17 protein-coding genes are annotated in these 22,208 nt (G+C 62.7%); 5 read left to right on the top strand and 12 right to left on the bottom strand.

Annotated features, from left to right (window positions below; all coding sequences use genetic code 11):
* Nucleotides 1–5 precede the first annotated feature (5 nt).
* Nucleotides 6–1,013 carry a Bug family tripartite tricarboxylate transporter substrate binding protein gene (locus ACCQ08_RS13675; protein WP_373450110.1) on the top strand — a complete coding sequence of 336 codons (1,008 nt, stop codon included), beginning with the start codon at nt 6–8 and terminating at the stop codon, nt 1,011–1,013.
* Nucleotides 1,014–2,060: 1,047 nt separating this feature from the next.
* Here the strand turns inward: ACCQ08_RS13675 and ACCQ08_RS13670 are convergent.
* Nucleotides 2,061–3,707, bottom strand: a complete 1,647-nt coding sequence (locus ACCQ08_RS13670) for an IPTL-CTERM sorting domain-containing protein (protein WP_373450109.1) — start codon at nt 3,705–3,707, stop codon at nt 2,061–2,063.
* A 394-nt stretch (nt 3,708–4,101) separates the two neighbouring features.
* Entirely contained in the window at nt 4,102–5,016 is a 915-nt protein-coding gene (locus ACCQ08_RS13665) for a transglutaminase family protein (protein WP_312451139.1), read from the bottom strand.
* A 278-nt stretch (nt 5,017–5,294) separates the two neighbouring features.
* Between ACCQ08_RS13665 and ACCQ08_RS13660 the strand changes: the two genes are divergently transcribed.
* Nucleotides 5,295–5,789 (top strand): hypothetical protein, encoded by a 495-nt coding sequence (locus tag ACCQ08_RS13660; RefSeq protein ID WP_312409311.1) that lies wholly within the window; start codon nt 5,295–5,297, stop codon nt 5,787–5,789.
* Nucleotides 5,790–5,992: 203 nt separating this feature from the next.
* On the opposite strand, the gene ACCQ08_RS13655 is transcribed toward ACCQ08_RS13660, so the two are convergent.
* The 3 genes from ACCQ08_RS13655 to ACCQ08_RS13645 form a co-directional block, all read right to left on the bottom strand.
* Nucleotides 5,993–7,222, bottom strand: a complete 1,230-nt coding sequence (locus tag ACCQ08_RS13655; RefSeq protein ID WP_373450108.1) for an MFS transporter — start codon at nt 7,220–7,222, stop codon at nt 5,993–5,995.
* Nucleotides 7,206–7,748 carry a Chromate resistance protein ChrB gene (locus ACCQ08_RS13650; protein WP_239812316.1) on the bottom strand — a complete coding sequence of 181 codons (543 nt, stop codon included), beginning with the start codon at nt 7,746–7,748 and terminating at the stop codon, nt 7,206–7,208. The genes ACCQ08_RS13655 and ACCQ08_RS13650 overlap by 17 nt, the downstream gene beginning before the upstream one ends.
* A gap of 161 nt (nt 7,749–7,909) precedes the next feature.
* The gene (locus tag ACCQ08_RS13645) at nt 7,910–8,164 is read right to left on the bottom strand and encodes a hypothetical protein (protein WP_373450107.1); all 255 of its coding nucleotides are present in this window, start codon (nt 8,162–8,164) and stop codon (nt 7,910–7,912) included.
* A gap of 214 nt (nt 8,165–8,378) precedes the next feature.
* Between ACCQ08_RS13645 and ACCQ08_RS13640 the strand changes: the two genes are divergently transcribed.
* The 3 genes from ACCQ08_RS13640 to ACCQ08_RS13630 all read left to right on the top strand — a co-directional run bounded on the left by ACCQ08_RS13640 (nt 8,379) and on the right by ACCQ08_RS13630 (nt 9,572).
* Entirely contained in the window at nt 8,379–8,543 is a 165-nt protein-coding gene (locus ACCQ08_RS13640) for a hypothetical protein (RefSeq protein ID WP_373450106.1), read from the top strand.
* A gap of 88 nt (nt 8,544–8,631) precedes the next feature.
* Nucleotides 8,632–8,877, top strand: coding sequence for a hypothetical protein (locus tag ACCQ08_RS13635; RefSeq protein WP_373450105.1), 246 nt, complete (start codon nt 8,632–8,634; stop codon nt 8,875–8,877).
* A 170-nt stretch (nt 8,878–9,047) separates the two neighbouring features.
* On the top strand, nt 9,048–9,572 hold the full coding sequence (locus ACCQ08_RS13630) for a GNAT family N-acetyltransferase (protein ID WP_373450104.1): 525 nt from the start codon (nt 9,048–9,050) through the stop codon (nt 9,570–9,572).
* 53 nt (nt 9,573–9,625) lie between these two features.
* On the opposite strand, the gene ACCQ08_RS13625 is transcribed toward ACCQ08_RS13630, so the two are convergent.
* From ACCQ08_RS13625 to ACCQ08_RS13595, 7 genes are all read right to left on the bottom strand, one after another.
* Nucleotides 9,626–11,083 (bottom strand): deoxyribodipyrimidine photo-lyase, encoded by a 1,458-nt coding sequence (locus ACCQ08_RS13625; RefSeq protein ID WP_373450103.1) that lies wholly within the window; start codon nt 11,081–11,083, stop codon nt 9,626–9,628.
* A 74-nt stretch (nt 11,084–11,157) separates the two neighbouring features.
* Nucleotides 11,158–11,910, bottom strand: a complete 753-nt coding sequence (locus tag ACCQ08_RS13620) for an ABC transporter ATP-binding protein (RefSeq protein WP_373450102.1) — start codon at nt 11,908–11,910, stop codon at nt 11,158–11,160.
* Nucleotides 11,911–11,938: 28 nt separating this feature from the next.
* Complete coding sequence (locus ACCQ08_RS13615; RefSeq protein ID WP_312451122.1) at nt 11,939–12,787, bottom strand: ABC transporter permease; 849 nt, start codon at nt 12,785–12,787, stop codon at nt 11,939–11,941.
* Nucleotides 12,787–15,363 carry a phytanoyl-CoA dioxygenase family protein gene (locus ACCQ08_RS13610; RefSeq protein ID WP_373450101.1) on the bottom strand — a complete coding sequence of 859 codons (2,577 nt, stop codon included), beginning with the start codon at nt 15,361–15,363 and terminating at the stop codon, nt 12,787–12,789. The genes ACCQ08_RS13615 and ACCQ08_RS13610 overlap by 1 nt, the downstream gene beginning before the upstream one ends.
* Nucleotides 15,360–17,762 (bottom strand): glycosyltransferase, encoded by a 2,403-nt coding sequence (locus ACCQ08_RS13605; RefSeq protein WP_373450100.1) that lies wholly within the window; start codon nt 17,760–17,762, stop codon nt 15,360–15,362. The genes ACCQ08_RS13610 and ACCQ08_RS13605 overlap by 4 nt, the downstream gene beginning before the upstream one ends.
* Before the next feature lie 197 nt (nt 17,763–17,959).
* Nucleotides 17,960–18,934 (bottom strand): UbiA family prenyltransferase, encoded by a 975-nt coding sequence (locus ACCQ08_RS13600; RefSeq protein ID WP_373450099.1) that lies wholly within the window; start codon nt 18,932–18,934, stop codon nt 17,960–17,962.
* On the bottom strand, nt 18,888–21,965 hold the full coding sequence (locus ACCQ08_RS13595) for a hypothetical protein (protein ID WP_373450098.1): 3,078 nt from the start codon (nt 21,963–21,965) through the stop codon (nt 18,888–18,890). The genes ACCQ08_RS13600 and ACCQ08_RS13595 overlap by 47 nt, the downstream gene beginning before the upstream one ends.
* Between the last annotated feature and the right edge of the window lie 243 nt (nt 21,966–22,208).

Raw genomic sequence — 22,208 nt, 5'->3', positions numbered from 1 at the left:
GCACCATGACCGCCACCCATCGCCGCCAGTTTCTCCAATACGCCAGCCTGCTGGCGGGCGCCCCCTGGCTTGCCACGCAACAGGCCTGGGCCGCCGACACCTACCCCGCCAAGCCGCTATCGCTGGTCGTGCCCTACCCCGCCGGTGGCGCCAGCGATACTGCCGCCCGCATCTTTGGTGAATCGATTGGCAAGAGCCTCAAGCAGCAGGTCATCGTCGAGAACTACGGCGGCGGCACCGGCCTGATTGGCGCCAACAAGGTGCTGAGCGCGCAGGCCGATGGCTATACCTTCTTCCATGGTTCGATCAACGAGGTGTTTCTGGCGCCGATGCTCAACCCCTCGGCCCGCTATACGCCTAAGGATTTCAGCCTGGTCGCACCGATCAGCGAAGCGCATATCGTGCTGCTGGCCCGCAATGGCCTGCAGGCCGATTCGCTGGACAAGGTGATTGCGCTGGCCAAGCAAAGCAGCGCCAAGCCGCTCACCTATGCCACCGTGGGCATTGATTCCATCTACCACCTGATGGGCGAGGCGCTGGCCGCACGCGTGGGTGCAAGCTTGCTGCATGTGCCCTACAAGGGTGGTGCTCCGGCGCTGCAGGGCGTGGCTGGGGGCGAGGTGGACCTGGCCATCCTGCCCTACCAGACCAGCTTTGATGCGATGCAGACCCAGGGCCGTCTAAAGGTCGTCACCAGCTTCTCCAAAGAGCTGCCCACGCCGCTGGCCCATATCCCACTGATCAGCCAAAGCAAGCTGGTGCCAGACTTTGCATACACCATCAGCGGAGGCTACTTTGTCAAGCAAGGCTGCCCCGCCGAGCGGGTCAGCATCCTGCGCAACGCCATTGGTGCCGCGCTGCTCAGCCCGGACATCCGCGCCCGGCTGGAGGCCGAAGGCCGCACGGTTGCGCAGCCCATCGACAGCCAAGCCGCTGCGAACCAGGTCTTCGACCAGTATCTGCAGCGCGTGGCCGAGCTCATGCGCACGGTAGGCCGCAAACCGGTCGCCTGAACCTACGCTGCAGCATCCTGGCCTGTGGGGCTGGGCGCGGATTGGGATGAGACGCCGTATTGCCGGGATGGACCACCCGGCGGATCGCCCAAGACCCCCTCAGGCCAGCGCAGCGAGTTGTGCGGAGGCCTAATAGCACAAAACCGGCCCAGTGCCCCGTCTTGATCGCAGCCCTTACACAGAGGTCTGGCCTTCTCCCAAGCCCCGCGCTTTTCATGGCCGAATCCCCAGCACTATCGCTTACCCTGAATCGCTTACGCGCCCGGCCGTGTGCCCGTGAGCACCGTCAAAATTAGTACATAATATTGCACTGCCAACAATCAGTTGCGCAGTGTGCGTGCTAGCAATCTCCACACCCAGTAACTATTGACACAAATGACCTGGCTGCCTTCTTGATAGCGCAGCGGCAACGGGTGTATTCAAACAAGGTACCTCAAGGGATATTGAAATACTCGCGTTATGTATATGTTGATAGCATTTTGCATAATGCCATGGGATTTCTTCTAGAAATCCATAAGCTTTCGGAAAAACTGACATTTGTTGAATTTATGACAAACAAGCCATCATAGTTTCGGCATATGATCTCGATTCCTCTGGAGGGAGGTAGAAGTACAAGAAAAGGAAAACAACCTTGGAGCCCGCACCATGCGGGCTCTTTTTTTGTCAATTGCTGACTATTGCGCATCGCGTTTAACAGGCAAATACTGATGGCCGCCCTAGAATTTGAGCATCGGTTTCGCCGAGTTCATGCGTACCCTCCCTCCCTCTCTTGACTTGCATGAACACCCTGATTTTCAGGATCGGCTTTCTTCTTAAATGCAATGCCGCCCCCACAGGGGCGGCATTTTTTTGGTTGAGTGCAGACGCTGCATAAATCACAAAGCTCTGCGCCCTATCAATCAAGCAGTCGTCCCTGGAGACGCGACTCGTAAATGCTTGCAGCACTCAGCGCAGGGACTGAACACCGAGGCTTGGGGCATGGTAACCAGTCCACAACGCCCTGCCACCGTGCAAACCCAGGCCCGCACCGCAGCTATCACTCACCCATCAGCGCTGACCATGCTTGCGGCGCACCACCACCAAGCCCAGCGCTACCAGCAGACCGCTCAGCAGCCATTGGCCCCACTGCGACAGCGATGGCACAGGGATGGCGGCGCCAGGTTCTGGGACGGGTTCAGGCTCAGGAACCGGCTGTGGCGCTGGCTCAGGTACAGGTGTCGGAACAGGGTCTGGCGTTGGCGCGGCGATGGTCACATCGGTAGCCGCCGTGGTGCTGCCACCGGTGCCCTGCACCGGGAAAACGCTCTCCTGCGTAGCGGTACCGCTGACCTGGCAGACAACAGTCTGACCTTCAGGAATCGTAGCGGGAGACGTCCAGGCGGCGCCGTTGCTCGAACATGCGGCGATCTGCACACCCGCAGGCAGGCCGGTGACGGTGCAGACGGCATTGGCCATCGCTGCTGTGCCACTGTTCGTGCATTGGAAGCTGCCGCTGTAGGCATCACCCTGCTTGCCGGAAGCAGGCAGGCCAGCCAGGTCGATGCGCACATCGGCAGCGGTGGTGAACAGCAACGTGGACGTGTTGTTCGCCGTCACCGTCTCGCCGTTCACGACGGGGTTGACAAACGCCGTGCTCGTGGCCGGCGCGGCACCGGTGGCACGTACCATATCGATGCTGTAGCTGATCTGCCCAGCCAATGCGGCCAGAGGCGGGACCGTGCATGCAAACCCATTTTGCGGCGCCGCCAGGCTGGTGCAGCCGTTTGGCAATGGCTGGGCGGTGTAGCCAGCGGGCAGCGTCACGGTGGCCATCGCCTGCGCGGTGCTGGCGGTGTTGCCTAAGTTCTTCACTTGCAACATATAGGTTTGGGGCGTGGCGGCCAGCGCAGCAGGGCCGGTGAAGCTGACAGCCAGATCCACATCGGGCACCGCCTGATTGCAAGCACCATCTTCATCCAATGCCGCCTTGGCGAACGCACTGATGATCTCGTTGGAGCGGGCCTGGGTGGTGTCGCTATCGGTACCAAAAGGCGAGGCATCTGCAGTCAGGAAGGTGCAGCTTCCCCCGTTCATCGCAGATTTCGGCACAAAGAAACCATAGGCGGAGGTACGCGCTGCAACCACCGGAACGGCAGTGCCTTGCGGCAGGTACAGCGCGTTAGGGGTCGGCACATTGCTGATGGTCAGATACGCCGCGCCCTGCAACGGGTTCAGGCTGCTGAAGCTGGCCTGGTACGGAGAGGCAGTATTGAGGGGTGCCGCGACCTTGCCACCCACCTGTGTCGCAGGGAGGCTGATACCCCATTGGGTGGCATCGTTGAGAATTTTCACGATCGGCGTCAGATTGCCACTGACCGCGCAGCAGCCATCGGAGAAGATGACAAACGCGGTTTCGGGGCGTGTTGTCATCGCCGTTTTCAGCACTTCAATCTGGTTGACGTTCAGCGGCTCAAATACCGTCGTTACCACCACCAGCTTCTTGCCGTCAAAGATAGTGGGATTCAACGGGGCTTCCTGTGACAGCCAACCCCGGCCATCCACCCAACCTTCGCCAGCCTTGCCGAAGCGATTGGTCAAACCTCCAGCGGTAAAGGTCAGGATGTTGAAGTTATCCGGGGTGGCTTTATCCGGTGTGAGGTAGAGCACCTCTTGGGCCAATGCGATGCCCGGTAACGCCGCAAGCACTGCGAACATGGCTGCCGCGATAGCGCGTTTGGCAGCAGCCCATCGCTTAAACAACTCTTTAAATAAGTTCATGGATTTCCAAAGGGTAAGATTTGCGCAAGAATTGTCACAGAATTAACAATTCGTTTACCCTTGGATACCTAAAATGTGTCTCGTATGTAGATGGGAGTTGTTTAATTCATACAAATGGGTGACCAGACTCGCGCCATCTGAAGCAAAAAAGCTTGTGAGCGCGTGGAATCTGGACGCCTAGTGTTGAAATTCGCCCCCTTTTTGATGCTGACTCGCGCTTAGGCCCTACTGCGTGAAGTAGCCGCTGTCAATGAGCGCCGGCTTACATACCAACAAGCGTGGGCCCGCAGTGGGCTTGAGCGCCCACTGAGTGGCGCGTGTCTGCAAGGCATCACACCTGCGCAGTCGACAAACCCTGAGTGGTATGCACAGGCATCTGCCACTGCGCGCCGTCCTGCTCGGCTACCACCTCGATGCGCGGCGGCTCGCTGGTGACGCCGCCGAAGATCGTTGCAAACGCAGCGTCGGCTGCGTCGCGCCCGGTGGCCAGCCGCATCATGCCCATCGGGATGGCCGTGCCCGAGGGGTCGAACAGGTACCAACGGCCACCCAGGTAGACCTCGACATAGGCATGAAAGTCCGGAGGCCCCAGCTTCGGATCGGCGCCATAGTCGGTACCGGTCACAAAACGGGCTGGCAGGTTGATGGCACGGCACAGCGCGATCATCAGGTGGGCAAAATCGCGGCAGACGCCCACACAATCGACTAGGGTGTCCATCGCCGAGGTCGTGCCGCATGAGCTGTTGGAGCGGAACTTCACATGCCGCTGCACCCAGTCACACACGGCTTGAGCGCGCGCATAGCCGGGAGCCAGATTCCCGAACAGGTCGTAGGCAAAGCCCGCAAGCCGGTCAGATTGGCAGTATCGGCTGGGGTAGATGTAGTGCAACACCTCCAGCGGCAACTGGTAGACGGGTACCTCGGCAATCTGCGCAGGGTCATCGCTGTAGTGGCGCATCTCCACCGTTGCTTCGTAGTTGACTTGAAGCGGACCGGTCTGGGCCTGCAGCCGCATGCTGCGCTGGCCGGCGGCGTCCTGCTGCAGCGCCCAGGTGGCACCGCTTTGGTTGACGGTCAGCCGTTCATGCGCCACGGTCTGGTGCGCGGTGAAGGCGGGATGAAAGTTGAAGAAGAAGTCGGCGCTCGGAGTCAGTACCGTGTAGGCAAGCTCCAAAGAGAACTGCAATCGGATCATGGCATCGGTTTCTGGGTCATCGTTGAGGAAGATTTGTGGCAGTGCGTGCATGCCGGTGCGCATGCAAAGTGCACGCAGCTGCGCCAGCTCCAGTGTGCGCAGCGCCGCCATTTCCGTCTGTCAGGCAAACGCCCTGCGCTGCTGTGGTCCCAGGCGACAGCCTGCAAGGCAGCGTTGACAGGGCTGCGCAGGTCCGTCGTACTGGTGCTGCTGCGCTTGTCCTACGGTGTGCGCCAGGGCTGCGTTGCACCATGGAGTGGCGAGGACGGAGACCTGCACCCGATGCGGGATCCGCCCAATCAATCGGTATATCCACTCAGGAGCACGACATGACCCATCCCCATGACCCCAACAACAACCTGAACCCCGATCCGATCACCGATGAGCCAGGCGCGCATCCGATTGGCACGGGTATCGGTGCCGCAGGTGGCGCCGTTACCGGCGCAGCTGCCGGCTCGGTCGCCGGGCCAATTGGCACCGCTGTCGGCGGTGTGGTCGGCGCCGTGATTGGCGGCTTGGCAGGCAAGGGTGCTGCAGAAGCGGTGAACCCAACGGCAGAAGACGCCTACTGGGCCGATGCCTACCAGCGCGAGCCCTATTTTGCGCAAGGCTATACCTACGATGACTATGCCCCCGCCTACCGCGCGGGCTACCAATCGGTGCGCGACGGCATTGTCGATTGGAACGATGCCCGCAGCGATTGGGAACGCCGTTGGGAAGCCGAGCGCGCTGAGAGCCGCCTGGGTTGGACCCAGGCAGAGCCTGCCGTGAAGGCAGCGTGGGAGCGTGCCAACCGGTCTTACAAGCAGACCAACCAGGGCTGAAGCGCTACGCGCTGATGAATACGCCGCGTCAGGCATGCCTGGCGCGGCGTTGTTGCGTGGAAAATCAGACCATTGCAGGGGCCTGCAGACCAAAGCTGTCCGCAGTTGTCATGAGGACTTGGCATGTTTTGGCGCAGAAGCCGACGTTCAACCTGTTCGGCCAGCCCGGCCCGCGCCCTGCGCGCACCGGCTTCGGAGCCCCATCAAGCCCCGGCGCGCCGGCGTTGCAGCAGCAAGCCCAGCGCTGCCAGCAGCGCAAAACCTGCACCACAGACAAAGGTGCCCCGGTAGCCGAGGGTATCCCAGAGAAGGCCGGCAATCACGCTGGCCAGCAGCAGCGCCACACCGGTGAGCAAATGGAAAATGCCAAAGGCAGCGCCCCGCAGTTCAGCGGGCGCGCTGTCGGCAACCATCGCGTTGAGCAAGCCCTGACTGAACCCCATATGCAGGCCCCACAGCGCCACGCCCAGCCCCAGACCCAAAACTCCCGGTACAAAAGCCAGCACCAGATCGGCAGCCATCAACAGCCCCAGGCCCGCGAGCAGTACATCCTGCCGGGGACGGCGGTCCGACAGCACCCCCGCTGGATACGCGGACAGCGCATAGGCGATGCCCATCACGACGAGCACCGCAGGCGCCCACATCGGCGGCAGACCTGCCGACTGTGCACGCAAGATCAGAAACGCCTCGCTGAAGCGTGCCAGCGTGAACACCAGACCCAGTCCCACCACCATCCAATAGGCGCTGGGCAGGCGCAGCAGTTCGCGCTTGCACAGTGGCCACTGGCGGGGTCTGGGGGCGACCGGCGCGGCAGGCTCCTTCACAAAAAATACCAGCACGGCCACCGCCGCAAATGCGGGCAACACCGCCAGCCAGAACACCTGCTGGTAGTTGTCAGCCGTCCACCACATCAGGCCGATGGCCAGCAAGGGACCGGTGAAGGCGCCGATGGTGTCCAGGGTCTGGCGCAGACCATAAGCGGTGCCACGCAGATGCGGCGGCGTCACATCGGCTACCAGCGCATCGCGTGGAGCGCCGCGTATGCCTTTGCCCACGCGATCCACAAAGCGCGCGCCCACCAGCCATTCCAGGCCGCCGGCCAGCGGAAACACCGGCTTGGTCAGCGCGCCCAGGCCATAGCCCAGCACGGCCAGCAGCTTGCGCTTGCCAAAGCGGTCACTGATGGCGCCGGAGAACACCTTGACGATCGAGGCCGTCGCCTCGGCGATGCCTTCGATCAGCCCCACCGCCAGCACCGAGGTGCCCAGCACGGCCACCATGTAGATGGGCAGCAGCGCGTGGACCATTTCCGACGAGATATCCATCAGCATCGAGACAAAGCCCAGCGCCCAGACGCTGCGCGGCACCGCTCGCGCCCCGCGCGGCAATGCGCTGTCGTCTGCGGGCTGGGGGGTTTCAACGGTTTTCGTCATGCGCGTCATACACCCGTTGGGCGTAGGCCTCCAGCAAGGCTTCACAGTGCTGCAGCCGCTCGGCCGCTGTCACGGCCAACGGTGCATCGTAGAAATCCAGCTTGCGGATCTTCTCGTACCAGGCCTGCAATTTCTTCAGATCGGTCTCTTCTTCGTCCAGCTCGGCATAGGTGAACTTCTCGATCGCGATTTCCTTGGCGATCTCGGCCTCGAAATCCTGGCAACGGCCCAGCAGCTCGCGGTACTGGTCATCCCGGTCGGCCTTGAAGCGGGTGATGACCTTGTCCTCCTGCAAGCGGTCCAGCGCCACCGTTTCCAGCAGCACACAGTCCCCATCCATGGCCGCGATGTCATTCTCCAGCACCTTGAGGCGGCGCACATGGTCGTCGGTCTTGGGCAACAGACATACGCCGTTTTGCAGGTATACCGCGCCGAGCGCCTTGAGGCGCCGCCATAGCGCCATCCGCTTGGCGGTGGGTTCGGCCGGGACTTTATAAGTCAGCAGCAACCATTTTATGGAATCCATTGTGTATCGAAATTTGTGACGACCGTTTCATTGTATGTTTATCAACAGGTACTCTCCACGATGCCCGATGAAGGTATAGGGCCGTTGCGGTACGCGGGTAGCTGCGAAAGCAATAAAAAGCCCCGCATGTGGTGCGGGGCTGGCAGGGCATCGGAGGCTAGTCAGGTATCGGATTCCGGCGCCAGATGGCCGGGCCCGACCGAGAGGCAGTCTTCTTCGAATGCGGTGACCGCGTCATCGAGCGCCTGCGTAATCCGGGCTGCCGCCTCGTCGCTGGCAACCAGCGCACTGTCTACGTTGAAGATGGCCGCAGCATCGGTGATGCCCGCCAGATACGCCATCCTGAACAGCTTGCTCTGGTCAGGTGTGACGACGGTGATCTGCAGTTCCGACAAAGACTTTGCACGGGATCTCATACAGCCTCCTCTTCGGGCGCATCGCCAGGACAATCAGGTCTGTGCCTCCGGCCCTCCGTCCGGCCGTTTGCAGTCATCCTGAAATTAGTGGAAACATAACATAGCTAGAGCAGCTTGTTTCACATGGCACGGCTGGGGACAGTCACTCGCGGCAACCGCCGACATTTTTTGCGCTGCGGGCCACGCAACATCAAGGCCATCGACGGAGACAACCATGCCATCCCCCACCACCCCACCGATGCTGACGATGCCCACGCGCCCCCTGGTCGCACTGGCAGGCGCCAAACCCAAACGCTATGTGCCTGCAGCATCCACCGACGTCAGCAGGACCTTCGATAAATACCGCAGGCTGATCGCGCTGCAGAACGCCAGGAAGTAGCGCGGATCGCCCGAGGCCGCGTTCAGCCCACGGCAGGGAGTTTTGCAGAGGGTCCCTAGGGAGCAACCAGCACGACAGTGACTAACGGGTGGTTGCTGAAGACCAGCGCCACGCCGCTGATCACATCAGCCTACGTACGCCCCCTGGCCATGGCCAGCATCGAGCGCCCGCCAAAACCAGCCCCGGGGTCCTCGCCCAACTGAATCGGGCTCTGCAAGAAGCGCTCAACGATGCCGATGCCAGGGGGCGTCTGACCACGCTAGGCGTGCGCAGCAAGGACGAGCTGGACCGCTATGGCGCGATGTTCAGCGCGATTGGTTTGAAGATTGATTGATTTTTGAGGGGTCTTGCACGGAGCCAGTCGTGATGACCCCATGCAAATGCTGAGCGGCGCGCAGGATGCGGCTCGGCAGCAGCGCATTCTGGGTCCGCAGCCCAGAACTACAATGCCAGGCCGTGAGCCCTCCTCCCCACAGCGCACGTTTATGCCTCAGGAGCCCCTGTATGTTGATCCGCCCTGCCCGCCTCAGAGACGCTGCAGATTTGCCAGCCATTGAAAAGTCTGCCGCACAGCTGTATGGCAGTGCGGCTGACCTAGCCTGGCTGGCAGATGGCCCCCTGATCGCGCAGGCTGAGCATGAAAGCCGCATCCTCCAGCAATCGGTATGGGTGGCCGAGGCCGATAACGGCATTCTGACCGGCTTCATCAGCACCGAGATCTTCGGCACCGAGCTTCACCTCTGGGAGCTATCCGTCCACGCGGACTGGCAGCGCAGAGGCATTGCCACCCTGCTCATCGACAGTGCTTACCGGCATGCGATCACGCAGGGTTTGAGCGCGCTGACGTTGACGACCTTCTCAGACCTCGCGTGGTGTGCGCCTGCCTATGCCAAACGGGGCTTTGAGCAGCTGCCGCAGCCGGGGCCACGTCTGCAAGACACCCTGGACGCGGAGGCCTTGCATGGGCAGCCGCCCGAGCGGCGCATCGCGATGCGGCTTCCGGTAGCCAGGGTCACTGCGCCGCGCTGATCAAGAGACGGCGCGGGCCTGCGCGTTAGCGCAGTTGCAGCCAGGCTGCTCCGTCAATCCGGATTCTTCATGAAGTGAAACCGCATCAAGGTCCGCTCGCGTGCCCGGCCGTGGTCCACCACCGGTTGCGGGTAGTCGCGCCCCAGTTGCAGACCGCAGGCCTGCTGCTCCAGCGGCTTCATCGCCGCAGGAAAGTGGATGTACCGGTCCGGCACCTTGGCCAGCTCGGGCAAGTAGCGGCGGATGAACTTGCCATCCGGGTCGAAGCGCTCCGACTGGGTGATGGGGTTGAAGATGCGGAACCAGGGCTGGGCATCGCAGCCGGTCGAGGCCGCCCACTGCCAGCCGCCGTTGTTCGATGACAGGTCATAGTCATTGAGGTGCTGGGCAAAAAAGCGCTCGCCCGCGCGCCAGTCAATGCCCAGGTCCTTGGTCAAAAAGCTGGCCACCACCATGCGCAAACGGTTGTGCATATAGCCGGTCTGCAGCAGCTGGCGCATCGCGGCGTCCACCAGCGGGTAGCCGGTGCGCGCCTCGCACCAGGCCTGCCACAGCTCGGGCGCATCGTCCCACTGCACCTTGTCGTAGATGGGGCGGAACGACTGGGTCACCACCTGCGGGTGGTGCCAAAGAATCATCGCGTAGAAGTCGCGCCAGGCCAGCTCGGACAGCCAGGTCTGCGCGCCTTCGCAGCCGGTACGCGCTTGCGCCACGGCCAGGGCGGCCAGTTGGCGGATCGACACGGTGCCAAAGCGCAGATGCACCGACAGGTAGGAGACGCCCTTGACCGCCGGAAAATCCCGCGCCTCCTGGTAGGCCGCCATGCGCGGCAAAAAATCCTGGAGCAGCTGCTGCGCGCCCCGGCTGCCGGTAGGTATCTTGAGCGATGCCAGATTGCTGGGCGCAAAACCCAGATCGGCGAGCGACGGTATCGCTTCGCCCTGGGGCAGCGCGGCCAGATGCCCGGCATAGCGCGCCACCGGGTAGGCCTGGCACTGGAAGGCATCGAGCTTTTGCAGCCAGGCGCGCTTGTAGGGGGTGAACACGCGGTAGGGATGGCCCTGCTGGGTCAGTACCTCATCGTGGTCCAGCAGCACCTGGTCCTTGTAATCGCTAAAGGCAATGCCGGCCGCTTGCAGATCGCCAGCCACGCGCGCGTCACGGGCGATGGCCTCGGGCTCGTAGTCGCGGTTGGTCAGTACCTCCTGCACGCCCAACGTGCGCGCCAGTTGCACCACCTCTTGCGCGGCAGACCCATGGCGCACCAACAATCCACCACCAGGCGCACCGCTGCCCGCCGCCAACTGGCGCAGGTCCTCGTCCAGCGCCAGCACGCTGGCATGGATAAAGTCCACCCGCCTGTCTTCGCGCGTTGGCAGCAGGTCCAGGATGTCGGTGTCAAAGACGAAGACGCAATACACCTGCTCGAAGCGGCGCAAGGCATGGTAGAGAGCGGCATGGTCATCGCAGCGCAAATCGCGGCGCATCCATACCAGGGCGCGGCTGGCCATGGTGATCGGTTTCCTGTTCTGGCTATCTATCCGGTGATGGGGATACGGCAGCCTGCTGCTTGCCCTGCGGCTGCTCAGGCATGTGCATGGTAGTAAGCCAGGCAATCGTCCACCGTGCCCCGGTACTCTATTGTGCCCTGCCGCAGTACCAGCGCATGCGAGCAAAAGGACTTGAGCAGCTGCTCGTTATGGCTGGCCACCACGAGAATGCTCACCCGCGACATCAGTGCATGCAGGCGCTTTTGCGCCCGCTCCTGGAACTTGGCATCCCCGGCACCCACGACCTCGTCCATCAGCAAGATATCGGGCGTGATCGCCGTGGCCACCGCAAAGGCGAGTTTGAGCAGCATGCCTGCAGAATAGGTACGCACGGGCATGTGCAGCCGCTCGCTCAGCTCGGTAAAGGCGCCAATCTCTTCTACCCAGTCAGCCGCCTGCCGTTTCGACAGTCCCATCACAATGCCACGGGTAATGATGAAATCGAGGCCCGAGGCCTCCGGGTCCATGCCCAGCATGATGTCAGTCAGTGCCGAGACGCTGCCGTGCTGGCACACCTCACCCCGGACCGGCTCATACACCCCGGATAGCACCCGCAGCAACGTGGACTTGCCCGCTCCGTTGTGGCCGATGAGGCCAATGCGGTCGCCCGACTGCAGAGACAGGTTGATGCCATGCAGGGCCTGCACGGAGCGCATCGGCGCCGGCCCCGCAACACGCCTGCCACGCACGCCGCCGAACCGCACCAGCGTATTGATGAGGCCCAGGCTTTGCGCATCAAACACAGGGAACGCAATGTCGACATCGCGGAGCTGGATGAAGGGTTGCATACTGCCTCCTCGGGGTGTCTTGCAGGGCTTAGAGCCAGTAATTGATACGCCGGCGCGCAATCAGATAGGTGAAGCTGCACACCACCAGCAGAAGTCCCAACACCAGCCCGGACGCCAGCCAAGTACTGGTCGGGGGCGCAGCTCCCAGCAGCGGTTGGCGCATCAGATCCAGCCAAACGGCCAGCGGATTGAGGGCGGTCAGCAACTGCGCGCGCTCGCTGCTCAGTTGGCTGGCATGCCACATCACTGGGGTCACAAAAAAGGCGATTTGCAGCACGCTGGCCACCACCATGGGCACATCACGGTAGCGCGTGGCCAGTGCCGCCAACACGGCTAACACCAACGTGGCGCTGAGCACGGTCAGGGCCAGCCCTGCCAACCAAAGCAGCCACAGCGCGCCACCCAGGTTACCGCCATACCAGAGCACCACCACGATCAGCGGCAGCTGATGCAGCAACATCAGCAGGCTGCGCCACATCACTCGGAACACAAAGCTGAACTTGGGGTAAGCGGCCTGCTTGAGGAAGGCCGCTGCATCGACATAGGTACGACAGCCCTCATTGAACATCGTCGTCAGAAAGCCGAAAAACACATTGCCCAGGCAGAAGTAAGGCACATAGGTCTTGGGGTTTTGGTTGAAGAGCTGTGAGCCGATCCAGCCAAAGGCAGCGGTAAATATCGCCATATTGATGGCAATCCAGGCTGGTCCCAATACAGACCGACGGTACTGCCGCAGCAAATCTTGCCAGCCCAGATGTGTCCACAGCGGCCACTGCCGCAGCGACTGCGACAGGTCCTGCAGCAGCAACTGAGCCTGGTGCTGCCAGCGGCTTTCCGGAGCCTGTCGCTCTGTGGGGGGGATGCTACGTGGGGCCATCAGCGTTTCGTGCGCAGCACCAGGAGCTCATACAAGTGGCGCAGTGGCGCGGTGATGCGCCATGAAGCCGATTGGTGCAGCGCCTCGACGCTGGCATGCAAATCGACCACCTGCTGGCGCAAGCGCGCCATTTCGTGCCCGTCTCCAACGCCCTGCTCATACGCGGTTTTGAGGGCATGGTTCAATTCCAGAATCTCGTCACGCATCTGCGCCACCGCAGCGCTGGCACGCCTTACGTCTTGCGCAGCGTTGCCACCTTGCTGACAACGCGCCAGCTCGGCCTCGAGGCTGCGCGCATATTGCGTGGCCTCATCGATCATCGCTTGGCGCTCGTCATTGGTCGCCAGCAGGTCCTGGGCATAGCGCTCTGCATTGTCAAATCGCTCAGTCTGCGCGACTAGGTCCGCCTGCAGCTGTTGCACGTAGGCATCGGGCGCACTGACTTGCGAGCCATACACCACCGGAAAATGCGTCCCGGTCAGCAGGTTGCGCGTGCGCGCATCCATGCAGCACATCGTGAAGGCGCGCCGGGGCGTGGGCGACGTATTGAGGCCCGAGCGGTGGATCAGCCAGTTGTGCATCAGCAGCGCATGCCCGGCTTTCACCTCCAGCGGCACTGTCAATTCGGGTGGGCAATGCGCGCGCACCGCGTCTTCGGTCAAGGTGCTGCCCTGCGTGCTGAGCAAGCCCAGCCGGTGCGATCCCCGGACCGCATCCATGCAACCATTGGAGGTATTGGCATCGTCCAGCGCGACCCAGATGGTGACCAAGGGGTCACGGTCCAGCTGCCAGACGGCGCCGCCATCCTGGTGCCAGGGCAGTAAGGTGCCATGGCCGGCAGGCTTGTTCATCACCATCGCCCGGAAGATCGATACCGCCGCATGCGCGCCATACATGCCTGCGCAGATGGTCCTGAAGACCGGCTGCTCGATCAGCTTTGCGTACAGCGGGTCATGCTCCAGCCCCTGGATCTTGCGGTAACGAAGTGTGCCTTCGTCAAAGCGTTCGACGGCCCCGGGCAGCTCCTCGTAGGCCCCACCGGTATCGAGCTGCATCTGCACCCCCGGGTTGTACACCTCTCCCAGCGCCAGCGCATCGGCACGCTGCCGCAATGCCTCCAGCGCCTCGGGCGCAAGCACCTGGCCCAGGTGCAGATAACCGTCTTGGGCGAATTGTTGCCAGTCTGCCTCGGTAAGCATCGGAGACCTCCTGTGGAAAGCGTCGGGAGAAAGAGGCGGTGCGCTGGCCGGCGTGTCATCCACCGCAGCGGTGGACTTGCCGACAGCGATGGAAGGAATGGGCGTTTCTAGCCTCTGGCCGGTCACCAGCAAGGTCGCCAGCGCCTGTTGCCTGCGCGCTTCGTCTTCGGCCAGCAACCGGCCTTGCGCGGCCAGGTGGGCCTGCCAAGCTAGGCGGCCCTGCCATAACGCGGCAAGGCGGCGGATCAGCAAGCCTTCACCCAGCTCTTGCACATTGCAGGCGGCATGGGCGCTGCCGTGATGCTCCAAGGCGCCTCGCAGTTTGGTGCGGGTGTACTGGTCGCTCCAGACACCCAGACAAGGCTTGGCAGCCGCCAGGCCAAACACCAGCGGGTGGTAGCGCGAGCTGATCACCAGATGGGCCTGTGCGGTGAGCCATGCCACCTGCTCCGGCAACATCACAGGCAGCAGCAGCATGGGGGTATGACGCATGCGCGCCGCCAGCGCCCGACCCATATCCTCATCGGACCAGGGCGCGCCATAGGCTGCATCTGCCCTTGCATGGGGGATGAACACCGGGCTACAGCCGGTCAACCGCGCCGCCTGCTCCAGCTGCTGGGCGAGGCTGTCGAGTAAGCGATCGTTGCGGCTCAGATCGCAAAGTGGATGAAAACTCAGCGCCATCCAGGGCCGGTCCAACGCAAAGGGCTGCGGCAGATAGCCATCGCGAATGGGCTGCTGCCAAAGTCCATGGGCATCATCCAGCTGCAGAGACAGCCGGCTGGCATCCACGCCCAGCGCCAGCGCCAATTGGTAGCTGGGCTGCTCTCGCACCCCGACCCACGTAGCCATCGCCAGCAGCTCGGCTAGCATGGCGCGGTGGCGGTGGGTCAGCTCCGGGCCCAGGGTCTGGCCCAGGACCACGACGGGCGCACCAAGGCGCTGTGCATGGCGCGCCAAGGCCAGGCGTTCGTACAAAAAAGCCGGCCAGGTGCTGCGCAGGTTGCCACCACCGGAGATGAGCAGGCCATCCTGCGCATTACGCAAAGCCTCCATCGCGGCGGGCCTGCGCTGCGTCCAATGGGCATGCGAAGCTGCGCAGAGCTGCGCCAGCAAGGCTTCGCGCTCGGCCTCATCCGCGCAATCGGCAAAGCCCAGGCGCGGCACGGCCGCGATGCCATAGGTGGCCGCCGTGAATGCCGGATCCCGGGAGACGGCTATGCGCTGCGCTTGCGGGCACAGGCGCTGCAGGAGTTGCAGATTGGCAGCAAACATGGCCTCGTCACCGACATGGAACTGCGCCGCGCCGCCGATATCACCAACGACGAGCCAGCGCCGCATCGTGGTCGCTGCTGGGGTGCTGGCCTGTTCCGTCATGCCGCATCTCCCAAGCGCTCGCCACCGGCCAGTAATGCTGCAAGCCGGCGGCGCAGCCGCTGTGCAGTGGCATCGGCGCCAAATTCTGCCTCCAGCCGCGCACGCGCATGGCCGGCACGGCGCGCGGCCTCGGCACGGTGCAGGTAGACCTGCCGCATTTGCCAGGCAGCATGCTCCATATCCGGCTCGGCCCACACCTGCCCTTCGTGGTAGGGATAAGCACCTTCCGGCACAGGGCACAGCTTGCAGGCCACCGGCCATCCGGTGGAGGGAGAAACAAGCTCGGTAGTGGCCGAATAGTCAGTCGCCACCACAGGCAGCCCCAGCTGCATGGCCTCAGCCACCAGCAAGCCCAGCCCCTCACTGCGATGCAGCGATACTACGGCGTCGCAGCAGGCCATCAACTGCAGGCTCTGCGCACGGCTTAGCAGTTGGTCGACCAATACCACGCCGGGATCGCGCTGCAGCGTCTCCAACAAGGCCTGGCTGTGCGCGCCGGCCTGGTGGCCGTTCAGCGTCTTGATGACCAGGCAAACCTCTGCGGCTCCCTGGGACGGAAAGGCATCGCGGAACGCACGCAACAAGGCCTGTGGATTTTTGCGTTCGACATAAGACAGAAAATCAAATGCAAAGAAGAACACAAAGGCCCGCTCGGGCACGCCCCACTGCGCTCGCGGTGCCGGCGGCGGCGGCACAAAGCTCAGTTGCGGCGGCATATACAGCACCGGCTTGTTCAAACGGTTGACCAGCATTTTCTGCACATAGCGTGTCGGGGCCCACACCTCATCCACCAGGTCGAAGGCTGGCATCCAGTCATCCGGAAAATGCTCCAGCTCCCAAAATGGCACCACCGACCGCCAGCTGTTGCGCGGCAAGCGGTCCGCCAGGTCGCGGATGACCGTGGGCAACTGGTCGGCATTCACATTGAAGATCTGCACTTGGGCGGCTTGGGCCTCGGTGATCCAGGGCTCCTGCTCCACGTCGACTGCCTCAGGCAAGGAAGGTGGCCGGATCGCCAGGCCCTGCGCGCGAAAACCCGCATGCATCGCGGCCCTCAGCGTCTGCCGCCCAGCCTCCCCAACGCCCGATGCCACCTGCAGGTAGCCCACCACAGTCAACTGTGCCTCGCCAAGCGAGGCCGGCACTGGCATGCGCACTGGCGGCAGCGCAACGGACACGCGCGCCGCTCGCAGCTGCACCGGCTCCACCAAGCGTGCATCGCCCAGTTGGGTGCGGGCATGCAGACAGAACCAGTCAATATAGGCAGCGACCCCTTGCGTGGAACGCAGGTCAAAGGTCTGCTGCAACCAGGCCTCGCGCGCATGCAACCCTGCCATCAGCCGCGTAACATAACCTTTGCCACACAGGGGGCTGTGGGGGCTGGGCAGTTGCAGGTAGGCCTCATAGGTCTCAAAAGGATCGCCGCCCGACCAGCAGCGGTGCCCATCCCGGAACATGCGGCGCACGGCATCGGGGATCAGCGTGCCCGAGGCAAACCGTCCATAGACATAGCTGGCCGCTGGCACGCGGCCATGGCCATTCGCCAGCACCTGCTTAGCATAGCGCTGCATCAGGGCCGCCAATGCAGGGGAGATGGCGCCGGGGCCAAAGGCCGTGGTGTATTTGGAGAGCTGCCGCAGGTCTGCCGGGTCAATGCCGCTGAAATGGAAAAACCGCAGCGGCTCACCATCGACCGTCCAGCCATTGCCGTGCTTTTGAAGGTTGCGCTGGTGCAGGTTCCAGTACGCCAGGTTGTAGCCCGGCTCGCGCAGAATGCGAGCATCCGCGGCAAAGCCCGGTACCAGGTCCATGAACTTCTGGTCGACAAAGAGGCCGCGCTCGGGCTCGTTAACACATTGGTACTGCAGCCGTCCGCCCCACCAGGCCATGATGCGTTCGGCCTCCGGGCATGCACTCACCGCCAGAAAACCCAGGTTGAAAACCCCCGCGCGCATGATGCCCACATCGTCCGGAAACGCGTCCCGCTCCGCGGGCCGGGTCAGGTGCGGGGTCAGCACCAGGGAAGCGCCATCGTCCAGCAAGGCAAAGACATGGACTAGCGGCGCCATCACCTCGATATCCGGGTCGAGGTAGACCATCTGGTTATAGCCCTGCGCCATCAGGTAGCGGAACATGAACGGCTTCACCGCCGTGTTGAATTCCATGATCCCGTAGCGAAACGCAAACTCCCGAAAATCCGGAATGCCCAGCGCCTCGGCGGTGACCACCTCAAAGTCGCCCGCATAAAAGTCGGGCTCTTCCAATAGCGCATCGGCCAGGCAAAGATAGATATCTGCTTCGGGATGCTGTTGGCCCGCACTTTGGAGCAACACCCTGGCCATGGGCAGGTAGTTGTTCGAGCAGATGGTAAAAATAGTGCGCCGGCTGTTCGGAATCATGGATATGCCAGGGGATGCCTTGGCAAACACACCCCAGACCTGCACTGGAGCGCCTGTACGGATATCAGATGTTTACCAGATTCACTTTGTGAAACATCGTGAATTATCGTATAAGACGGCGAATTTGGGTGGTCACGTTGCAGATGTGACAGATACATACAGTACTCCCCTACCAATGCCAACGCGGTTTCGCTGAATCACTCTATAGCCCTATTAAATAACACCGCCCCCAGGATCAACATACCTGTCAGCGCATACATGGCTCGGTAGCACTTTTGCAGACGCAGCAGGCTCAGGTAACTCAGTTGCTGCCGGTAGGCCTGCCAGGTCGCCCAGACATGCAGGGGGTAGAGGCAGACCGACAGCAGCAGCGCGGTGGGCAGCAGTTGGCGCAGGCACAGCACGGCGAGCAGCAGGTAGGCGGCGCTGAACAGCACAAACGCGGCTACAAAACAGCGCTTGGCGCCAAAGCGAACGGCATTGGTCTGGATGCCATTGAGACAGTCACCCTGCACACCTCGGGCCTCATGCACCAGGTGGCCGGCCGCAAACACCAGACCAAAATATGCGCTGATCGCAAGACTGGGGCCATGGATGGGCGCAAATGCCACCCAGCCCAGCAGAAAGTGCAGGCTGCCTCCCAGCAAATGCATTAGCGAGCTCCACAGTGGCCGGCCCTTCAGTTGCCAAGGAGGCAGCGAATACAGCGCGCTGGCGGCGCAGAGCGCCAGCCCCAGGAGCAGCGCCTGGAAGCCCAGAGGCAGCAGCGCCAGGAGGGCGCCCACAAACAGCACCACGCCCAGCCAACCAAACAGGCGCCGCCCTACGCCCTGATTCACGAAAGTAAGGCCCTGGCGCTGGGGGTCGCGCAAATCCGCATCAATGCCGGCCCAATCGTTGGCGACAAACACATGCGCCACAAACAAGAGGTTGGCAGTCACCAGCCACAGGCCTTGCCAGCCTATGGTCCACCCATGCCATGGCGCAAGGTTGCCCAGTGCCAAGATGCCACCCATCAGCGGGGTGCCTTGCAACACCAGCACCTCGCCGAGCCGGATACTGGCCAACAGGCGAAGCCATTGCGGCTGGAGGAACTGGCGGGCGCCAGCAGTGGGCTGGCGGGCCTCAGCCATGGCGTCCACCTGGGTCTTGTCGGCCAGAAGGCGGTGCATCTCCCTGCGCCTGGCCCAGATGCTCGTAATAAAGCCGTAGCCACAGCGCATAGGCCATCTCTTGCGACCAGTAATAGCGGCTAACCGTGGCAGTCAGGTCGTTGTGGTAGAAGAGCAGCGGCTCCTGCCGCATTGCCGCAAAGCCGTCGGCTGCCAGGCTCGCCAGCATCTGCGCGTCGGCGGCTCGCTCCGCTGGCGTGGGTTGCGAGCGCTGTGGTGCGCCCAGGCGGTGGATGCGGTCAATAAGATCCAGCCAGCGCTGCTGGCCAGGCACCGAGGTGCTCAGCAGTCCCTCAGGCAACGACAGCGTGCAGCCAGCACGCTGCAAGCCATCACGCGACCAGCGCACCACCGCCGGTGCCCGTTGGTAGTAGACCCACAAGTTCGCATCTCCTGCCCGCTGCTGCAGTGCCTGGCACAAGGCTTGGGCGGCGGGCGGCTGCACTTCGCACAGCCAGCGCAACACATTGATCTGGATGCCGATATCGACCGGATTGGGGTCTCTGCCTGGATCTATGCATTCGTAATCTTCGCGCGGGGCCAACCAAGTCCGGTAAAGGCCATCGCTGTTGCGGAACCGCTGCAGTGTCGCCAGCGCTCTGTCCTGCAACGCGGTATCGGCCAATGGCGCCAGACGCCAAACCAGGGCTGTGTCATCGGCATCCGGTGTGATCTTGCAGCTCAGGCTGCCGTGGGTCGGCAGCGCGGGGTTGCCGTGGTAGCGCACTAGGCCGGTGCTTTCGATCTGCTGCTGCAGAAATTGGCGCGTACGCGCCACCATCGGCTGCACCTCAGCAGCCGCCGCCACGGGCGTCAGAATGTCCACGATCTGCGCATTGGCAAAGATATTCAGCTCTGGCGCGGGCTGGCGGAACATGGCAGTCTGGGTGTGCTCGGTCAGCCAGTAACCGCCTTCTTGCTGCCGGTAGGCCAACATCTGGGCCGCGTAGCGCGCCGCTTCGGACAGCGGGCTGCCCTGGGATGGCATTACGGGTGCTGGCCGAGTGACCTCAAATTCCGCACTGGCCGCCAAGTAGACAGGCGCGCCCGACACCGGCGTCACCAGCACACGCAGCCGGTGCTTGCCAGCCGCCAAAGTGCCGACCGGAAAACGCAGCCGCCAGCCTGCTGCATTCGCGATGCCCAGCGACTGCACCACGTCCGGGCGCGTGAAAAACGCCTTGCTGCTGGCCAGCACCTGGCCGCCGTCCAGCAGTACCGCGACACCGGCAGGGGTCTGCCCATCGACCAGGGCCCAGCCGGCCACATCGACGGCGTCACCAGCGGTTACCTGGGCCGTGTCGATCGATCCATGCGCTCCGGGCAAGCGGCCAGAGGCCTGCGGTGCAGCGGCTACGCGGTGCATGGTGACGGGCAGCAACCGGGGCTGGGTATCGGCACTTGCCCGCACCAGAGCGCTGAACGCATGCTCACCCAAGGCCAAATTGCCACGCGGAAAGGTCAGCGCCCAGCCGCTCGCTGGTGCCTGGCCTGCCCCCGCCCCTTGCCCCTTGCGGGGCGCAAACTGGGCCGTGGCGGCAGGCCATGGCTGGCCATCGACAAGCAGGTGCAAGTCATACGGTGTACGGCCCCCCGCCAGCGCCCAGCCCTCCACAACCACCTGGTCGTCATTGCTGAGACTGACCTGTTCCACCCCGCCGTGCAGCAGCCAGCCCAGGTCATGCAGCAACCTCGGATGGCTGAGTAACGGCGAGTTCTGCAACTGCCAGGCCGCACGCTTTTGCGCGGCAAAACGCTCGGCCACTGTGACTGCGCCCTGGCGCTCAATATAGGCCGCATGGGCTTGCCCAGTGTAGCCAAAGGCCCCAATGGCTTCTGCAACCACCGCCGCCAGCACAGCCAGCGTGAATGCCCCTCTACCCCAAGCAGACAGACCCAGCAACGCGGGCGGCAGCAACCAGACCAGGATGGGCAGCATGTCGGTCAAAAAACGGCTTCCCCAGCTGATGCCCTGGATCCAGTGCGCAGCCGCATAGAACAGAATCTGCAGCACCACCGCCGCCACCATCACCATGGCCAGTAAGCGCCAGCGGCTAAGGCGCCAGATGGCGGACCCGCGCAGCGGCAGCAGCAGCAAGAATGGCGAGAACACCAACAACCCATACACGGGGCTGAACAGCAAGGCGGCGACCCCTTCGGGCAGGCCCAGCCAGGAGGCATCGGTGCTGTGGTTCAGCACAAAAACGTAGTAGCCGCCCATGTATGAGCCCACCCACCACAGGTTGTAGGCCAGGGTCAGCAGCGCCGGTGGCAAGGCGCCGGCCAGAAACAGCCGGTAGTGCCCCCGTGCCCAGACCAGCGCGTAGGCGGCAAAGCCCAGTGCCAGCCACGTGTCGGGCTGGCGGTTACAGGCAATCAGACTGCATACCAGGCCATAGGCCCAGGCCCGCCTGGGAGTGCAGCGCTCACTGGTAGCAATCCATAGCGCGCAAGTCACCAGCAATTGGGCCACACCATGCATCCACAGCGCCTGGCTGCTGATCACCCAGGTGCTGGTGCCAAAGGCATAGGCCAGCGCCAGCCCCATTGCCATGCGGCCACTGCATTGGCGCAGCAGCAAGAGGTATATCAGCATCACCGAAGCCGATGCGACGAGCGAGGCCACGAGCTTTTCCATGATGCGGGCCACCGAATCCACATGCGCAGGGGCCCAGTCCCAGTACGACAGATACAGCGCAGCGGGAAGGTACAGCGGCGCTACCAGCAAGGGGGTGACAATGGGATAGAGCGAGAACAGGCGTCCGTCCGTGCCGCGCACCACCCAGCCAGCTTTGCCAATCTCGCCAGGCTTGCTGGGCAGCCTGTGCCCTTGTGCCACCAGGTCAGCAACGGGGTCCAGGCTCAGGGTGGTGTATTTCCACAGCGACAGTGGCAGGTAGCGCGCTGGATAGTTGTCGCCCGCGCCTATAGAGCGCATATTCGCGTTGTACACCGCAAAGCTGACCACGCCCAGCAGCAGACAGGCCGCGAGATGCCTTATACGGAAGGGCTGGGGTCGATGGCTCAGCACCGGTATCTGCGTCAGTGCTCTCAGAGCCTTCTCCCAAACCCTGCGAACCAAGTGAAAACGCATACACGGCGGTTATTTAAATGTTGCTACACGTTACTTTTTGCAAGCATAATTCTACGTTTGTCGGGCAGTATGCGCCCACTGCCGCATGTAAATATCTGCGAAAGATAGCTTGATACTGCACAATGCGATGCAAGCTATTGTGATTATTGAAATTAGTAATTTATTTACCAATTGATCGAA

Source organism: Comamonas sp. SY3 (assembly GCF_041730275.1).
Taxonomy (GTDB): Bacteria; Pseudomonadota; Gammaproteobacteria; order Burkholderiales; family Burkholderiaceae_C; genus Comamonas; species Comamonas sediminis.
The sequence above is the reverse complement of the archived record's forward strand: the minus strand, read 5'-3'. Positions and strand labels throughout refer to the sequence as shown.